Source organism: Streptomyces sp. NPDC015532, assembly GCF_043078065.1.
GTDB lineage: Bacteria > Actinomycetota > Actinomycetes > Streptomycetales > Streptomycetaceae > Streptomyces.
Genome location: NZ_JBIBSY010000037.1, coordinates 1 through 6,433 on the forward strand (window position 1 = coordinate 1; position 6,433 = coordinate 6,433).

6 protein-coding genes and 1 pseudogene are annotated in these 6,433 nt (G+C 63.9%); 3 read left to right on the forward strand and 4 right to left on the reverse strand.

Annotated features, from left to right (window positions below):
- Positions 1–449 precede the first annotated feature (449 nt).
- Positions 450–2,039 carry an endonuclease/exonuclease/phosphatase family protein gene (locus ACF07B_RS42760; protein WP_392182923.1) on the forward strand — a complete coding sequence of 530 codons (1,590 nt, stop codon included), beginning with the start codon at positions 450–452 and terminating at the stop codon, positions 2,037–2,039.
- A gap of 329 nt (positions 2,040–2,368) precedes the next feature.
- Here the strand turns inward: ACF07B_RS42760 and ACF07B_RS42765 are convergent, their stop codons facing one another.
- A complete protein-coding gene (locus ACF07B_RS42765) occupies positions 2,369–2,578 on the reverse strand; it encodes a hypothetical protein (protein ID WP_392182924.1) in 210 nt (69 codons plus the stop codon).
- 867 nt (positions 2,579–3,445) lie between these two features.
- Here ACF07B_RS42765 and ACF07B_RS42770 point away from each other — a divergent pair.
- Together ACF07B_RS42770 and ACF07B_RS42775 are read left to right on the forward strand one after the other, a co-directional pair.
- Entirely contained in the window at positions 3,446–3,883 is a 438-nt protein-coding gene (locus ACF07B_RS42770) for a hypothetical protein (protein WP_392182925.1), read from the forward strand.
- A gap of 232 nt (positions 3,884–4,115) precedes the next feature.
- On the forward strand, positions 4,116–4,751 hold the full coding sequence (locus ACF07B_RS42775) for a carbonic anhydrase (protein ID WP_392182926.1): 636 nt from the start codon (positions 4,116–4,118) through the stop codon (positions 4,749–4,751).
- 19 nt (positions 4,752–4,770) lie between these two features.
- On the opposite strand, the pseudogene ACF07B_RS42780 reads toward ACF07B_RS42775, so the two are convergent.
- The 3 genes and pseudogenes from ACF07B_RS42780 to ACF07B_RS42790 form a co-directional block, all read right to left on the reverse strand.
- Positions 4,771–5,034: pseudogene (locus tag ACF07B_RS42780) on the reverse strand (Sua5 family C-terminal domain-containing protein); the annotation flags it as partial.
- A gap of 133 nt (positions 5,035–5,167) precedes the next feature.
- Positions 5,168–5,662 (reverse strand): hypothetical protein, encoded by a 495-nt coding sequence (locus tag ACF07B_RS42785; protein ID WP_392182927.1) that lies wholly within the window; start codon positions 5,660–5,662, stop codon positions 5,168–5,170.
- Positions 5,663–5,983: 321 nt separating this feature from the next.
- On the reverse strand, positions 5,984–6,433 hold a 450-nt coding region (locus ACF07B_RS42790; protein WP_392182928.1), incomplete at its 5' end, for a transposase.

Sequence of the window (6,433 nt, forward strand, 5' to 3'; positions counted from 1 at the left end):
GACACGATCCACGGCCGCGACTGACGTGTTCCCACGACCGGACCAACGACCACCCAAGCCGAAAGTCACATGATCAACAGCTTCTGTTAGGACCCTTAGGCAGAAGCTGCAACACCAGTGGGGAGCACAGGCTTCGGGAAGCGGATCACGGGGTGTGGGTACGCTCTTTTGATTCATCCGTCCTGGCACATCATTCAATACGACATTTCCCCACGCTCATCCACAAGACCGAAAACAACCAATGTGCACCGCCCGGTGGCGGACACAACATCGGCGAACGCATCTGTCGCCGCAGCCGCCCCGCTCCCACGATGCCCTCGCCCGCCTGCAGAGTCCGCCTGCTACCTCTGCAGCCACTGGCGAGCCCCCGTCAACCCAGACGCCCACTAGCACTACCACTGAGACCCCTGCGACCCCGCCCCCGGCAGGCACCGCCCGAACACAATCAATTGTTCCGCGAAGATCCAACTGTCAATATTGTAGCGTGCAACCATGCACCTGTTTCACAAACCGGAGGGGAGACCATGCGGCGCTTTATATTCATGTTCGTTGTGCTATTTGGCCTTATTGCAGGCATGACTCTATTGCCCGTTTCGACAGCCAGCGCCACAGATGTTTCCGGGGACGCAGCAGCCGTCGCCAAATCGGCGGGTCAAAGGTGGGCACTCAAATCTTTGGCCAGCGGAACATACAACGGAAAATTCGTCAGCGTAAGGTTGAACGCAACCGACAAGTACGAATGGATGATGCAGGCAACGAGCACCAGTGTTGCATCGTGGGAACGGTTTACCCTTCACACGAATCACGCCGGAACAACCATCAGTCTGCGTTCCGAAGTGACCGGATTTTTCGCTACGCCAGAATTCACGGATGCCGAACCAAGGACGGGGATGCTACGTGCGAGAGGAGGCAATCTGGCAGATTGGCAGCAGTTTGAACCCGTGTACTTCGACCCGCCTTCCGGATCACCCTCGGGATCCTATGAAGTCGCGTTCAAGACTATAGCCGACGGTTACGCCGGCAGATACGTCACGGTCAGCGACGATGGAATTCTTCGCGCGACCGCTCTGAGCCCAATTGCAGGAACCCGGTTCCTGTTGATCCCAGAAGGAGCGGCGGGGTCCGACTTCCAATATCCAGCCGCCTCGGTTGGCGCGACGAGCCTCAACGTGATGACTTGGAATGTTTGCGCCAACAACAACGACGGTTGCGGTTGGTCGGACGAGCGCGCAGGGTATGCGGAACTCAACCAGCAGATCAGATCCCGGCTCAAGGACCCGGCCGGGGGTAAGTATCCGGACGTCATCTTCTTCCAGGAATTTTGCGAAAAGCATGCCAAAAAAGTAGAGGAGATGCTGGAAGACGAGATGCCAGGAAGGGGTTGGGACGTTAGATTTGCGCCGATCAATACTCGCGTAGGCGGACCTCTCATCCAAAAGCAATGCGCGATGGGACCCAAGCCCGACAATCTCGACCGCGGCGCATTCGGTGTGGCGATTGCCGTACCAGATGAGAACACCTTCTACCAGCGTTTCGATTTCACTTCCCCTCCCGGCAAGGAGCAGCGGAGCGGCCTGTGCGCAGCGATCCCCTCGCGCGCCGTCATGGCTTGCACCGCACACCTCAGCGCCGGTAAGGGGTACGACGACGAAACTGGAGAATGGCGTACAGACCAGGCCGTGCAACTGAACGACTTGGCACACTACTGGGAAACGACATACGGCTACCGAACCGTCTTTGGCGGCGACCTGAACGTGGTGCCGCCTTACCCGTACGCAAGCGTTGACGAAGGCGGCCCAAGCTCGGCACTGCTATCCGTTTATGGACGGTATTTGGAATGCAGTCAACTCGCGAATCCTGATAGCACTCGGACAGGTAAACCGACTGCAAATGCCAACGCTCAGGGCGAACCTACCCGGAAGATCGATTACATCTTCGCGCCCAAGAGTGCCGAGTTCACCAGGTGCAGCGTCTCAGCCACGTCTGGACTGTCGGACCACTGGACCCTGTACGGCACCGTGGCCCTGCCGGCCACCTGACGGCGGTCCTGCGCGCCGCCTGTCCGGTTGAGCTTCTGGCCTCTGTAAACAGGCCGACCATGTCTCATGGCAGGCGTTCCATCCGCCTTGCTGGGGTCAGGCTGCTGCAACAGGGGTGTTGCAGCAGCCTGACCCGAGTCGACTCCCAAGGTCGCAGCTACAAGGCTGCTTCCGACGGGCAAGAGGTTGGGTGGTTCCGGGCCTGACCTGTGGGTTTCCACCCTCGGAAGGAGCGGACCGATCCTCCCGTTAAGCACTGTAGTTCCCCCTGAATCCCCGCCTGTTCTGGCACGAGAGTGGCACGGCACGGGGTCTGTTGGACTAGCCAGTCAGATGTCCAGCCGCCGCGGATCACCGGGGACCGTCCGTATCCAGGAGCGCAGTTTCCAGCAGACTACGACGGGTCCTACGAGCATTGAAAGCATCCACAGGCCCACGCTGGCGGGGGAGATCAGGTAGTACTCCCACCGCTCCGGAAGCAGGGCTGGAAGCGCGATCGCCAGCACGAGGGCAACCCACGTGCCTATCACCGTGAGCACGGCCTTAGACACGATTACCGCTCTCCGCATTGCATCCCCGCCTTCGAAGTTCTCTTCCGGCCGTAGGTTACATCGCGATTTTTGAGGTCTGGCCTCATCTCTATCAGGTCAATCGAACCGGCGTCCTGCTGCGGATCGACCACGCCCTATCCCCGATCCATCTGCCTCACAAGTGCGCTGCGAACCGCCCTCGTTCGCCCCTGTTGGTGTCAGCTGCTGATGTCACGGCATGGTGCAGCCCTATGAAGATGACCCGCCTCCGACCGCGGACGGGCTGGGGGTGCACCCTTATCCGGGCGGTCCGGGTTCCCGGTCGACAGGCTCCATTGAGGTGATCATGGAAGGTAAGACCGAGACCGTCTGCCGGATCTGCGGATACGACGACGGAACCATGCTGTACGACGGGTACGGTTGCGCCCTTTTTGCCATTTGTCCGTGCTGCCACTGCGAGGCCGGTATCGAGGATTGCAGGCTGTCAGGGGCCAGCGAGGCGCGCAGGCTTTGGCTAGCTGGTGGCGCCAAGTGGCACTCGCCCGAGTGCAAGCCGGCCGATTGGGACGTACAGAGGCAGCTCGCGAACCTTCCCCCTGCGTGGCGGTGATCCGATAGGCCGGTGAATCAATGGGGGAACCAAACGGTACGCGGTCTTGAAAGCCGTCGTGGCAGCGATGTCACTGTGGGTTCAATCCCACACCCACCGCAGGTGAACGGCCCCTGACCAGGTGGAACGGTCAGGAGCCATTCTCGTGGGCAATGTCCGCTGACAACCGTGACTCCCCGCTGGTTCCCGACCGAACTGGCACGGGAGGGGCACGTTGTCGGGGGGCTCCTGCTCGGGATGATCGATCGTGCCGCATGATGGCCGGCATGTCACTGACCTTTGGCCCGGACCGGCAGACCCGCGAGTTCCAGTGTGACTGCTGCCAAGCTCCGGTCGAACGGGCGTGGAACTTCATCCACGCTGACGGTGCCGCGTACGCCGTGTACTTCGCGAACTGCTACCACCACAAGGACAAGGATCACGATGCGTGGATAGACGTGATCTTCGGGACCTGGGGCGCTGGAGCTGAACAGTGGGGCGATCACGTTTCGTTCGCCTGCCGCGTCGGTCCCGTGGCTGGGCAGAACACGCCAGCTTCGACCCTGGTGACTGCCGGTCTCGCGCACCCCGACGGTCCCCTGTTCGGCACCAAGCTCGATCGTGAGGCCGCTCTCCAGCACCCGAGGTTGTCAGAGTTCTGGAAGGTGTCCGACTTCATCTTGGAACACGACCCGCTGGTACACGGCCACATCTACGGGCACTGATTCACGAAGGCCAGCGGGCCCATGGCCGGCACGACGGTCCGCGGTCGACGACCACGATGACACGGACGGACCCAATTGGGCTCTCTCGGTGACCGTCTGACCGGTGCAACTGACGGCCCGCTCATCCGCACCCCCGAGGCGAATGGGCCGGGGTCGGTTGCGTCGTTCGACCCGGCGCTGTCCGGCGGAACCAGTGGCTGCGACGGCGGGTGCCTCATCGTAGGCTGCGGCCATGACCGAGACCCCGACGCCCCGCGACGCCATCGACCTGCTCATGGCCGGTAACCAGCGCTTCGTCTCAGGCACTCCCGAGCACCCGAACCAGGACGCCACCCGCCGCACCGAGATCGCACCGTCCCAGCAGCCCTTCGCCGTGCTGTTCGGGTGCTCCGACTCCCGACTGGCCGCCGAGATCATCTTCGACCGCGGCCTGGGCGACCTGTTCGTGGTCCGCACCGCCGGGCACGTCGCCGGTACCGAAGTCCTCGGGTCCATAGAGTTCGGCGTGAGCGTCCTCAACGCGCCGCTGGTCGTTGTCCTCGGCCACGACTCATGCGGCGCGGTCGCCGCGGCCTGCTCCGCCCTGGAGAACGGGCAGACGCCGGGCGGCTTCGTCCGGGACGTTGTCGAACGGGTGACCCCGAGCGTGCTAGCAGCCCGCGCCGCCGGACGCGACACGGCCGAAGAGATCCTGGCCGAGCACATCGAGCACACCGTGGACCTGCTCCTGGAACGCTCCCGTGTCCTGGCCGATGCGGTGGCTGCCGGCCGCCTCGCCGTGGTGGGTCTGTCCTACCGCCTGTCCGACGGCAGCGCCCAACTGGTCGCCACCCGCGGCCTCGACGCGGCGGTCTCCACCCCGTCCTGACCGCCCCGGCCGTGGCCACTCACGCGGAGGGCCGGGGCCCCGCAGCCCGGCGAAGCCGGTTGGCGACCGCCAGCCCCGGCCCCTCCTCCACCGGCAGGGACGCGACGATGAGGTCGCACCCTTGCTGGTCGAGTTCACGCAGGAACCCGTACAGCCCGTGCGCGTAGGCGTCCAGCGAGCCGGGCCGGGCCACCACGGCGTGCGCCTTCACCGCAGAGTCCGCAAGGCACGGGGGAAGAAGAACGCCCACCTGGTGCCCCGCCTCCTGGGCACGCTCCACCTTGACGCCCTGAACCACGCCCGCTCCACGGTGTGTGGGCCGACGGCAGACGGGATGGGAGCTTGCGGTGAGTGGTGGATTGCTGTCGAGTGCTTGCCGTGCTGACCAACTCAGCTGGTCAGGGGACGATTCAGCCCTACCGCAGGGTCAGGATGCAGAGCGAGTGGCCCTCGTCGGGGTCCCCGACATATGTCCAGAGTTTCAATGTCTTGCCGTCCCGCAGGGCCTCGTAGGTGGAGGTCACGCGATCGGCTTCGAACGACACCGTGACGCTGCTCTGTCCCTCCCACTCATCGGCGTCCCAGGTACCCGATCCCGACCGGGGTTCGTTCTCCGGCCCGTAGGCAGAGATGTCGTAATCACCGCAGACATCATCGGCAGTAAACGTTCCATCCGGCTTCAGCTCTAGCCTGCCGCCCGCGCCGTCGCCCCATATGGTCGCTGTCTGCGATCGGGGTACCTCGGCCGCCTTACCGTCAGGGACTGGCGGGAAGGCGAACCTGCCACATGCGACGAGGGCGAACGCGACGGGAACGAGGACCAGGACTGCCCGATAGGAACGCAACTCACGCCACCCCAACACCTTCGACAGGACACACGAACGACCCGGGTTCGACGCGTCGTCGAGCACGTGCTCGTCATCCTGGCAGCATTATTGAACATGTTCAACTCCTCTGCGCGGCTGTGCACGTGACCGTGTGACGCTCGGACCGGACCGGAGGAAATCGCGGGTCTTCTCTGCGGTAACGGCCGGGCTGCTCGCCATCTAGAGATCGCCAGTCGACGTGCCCCTCCCGTGCCCGTTCGGTCGGAAACAGCGGGGAGCCACGGTCTCTCGCGGACGACACTCACGAGAACGGCCCCTGAGATGCCTGGCCAGGGGCCGTTCACCTGCGGTGGATGTGGGATTTGAACCCAGGGCCGCGTCGTTCAGGTGATGTGTCCTGGTTGATCACATGATGCCGAGGGTGATCAGTGGACGGTTGGCGTCGCGGGTGTGGTGGCGGAGTCCAGCGGCGATGTTCGTCTGGTTGGCGAGTCGGAGAGCGCCGATGGCCAGGTTGCGCAGGGATGCCATGGCGCGTGGAGCGGTGCCGGTGCGTACGCGGGAGGCGTCCTCGGCGTACGTGGTGTCCCTGACGTGGTGGATCTTGTTCTCGATGCCCCAGTGGCCGCGGACGCGGCGGGCGATCTCGGTTGCGTCGGACTGCTCCGCGGTCAGGTCGGTCACCCCGTAGATGCGTTCCAGGGTGACCTTGCCGGTGGTGACGATCCGTCGGCGGCGCACGATCTGGACGGCCTGCACCGCGTGTGGGAACGCGATCCCGGCGACGGCGGCGGCCTTGATCCGGCGGATCTCGTCGCGGCCGTGCGCGGTGGCCCGCGTCTTGTCCAGGAGTGG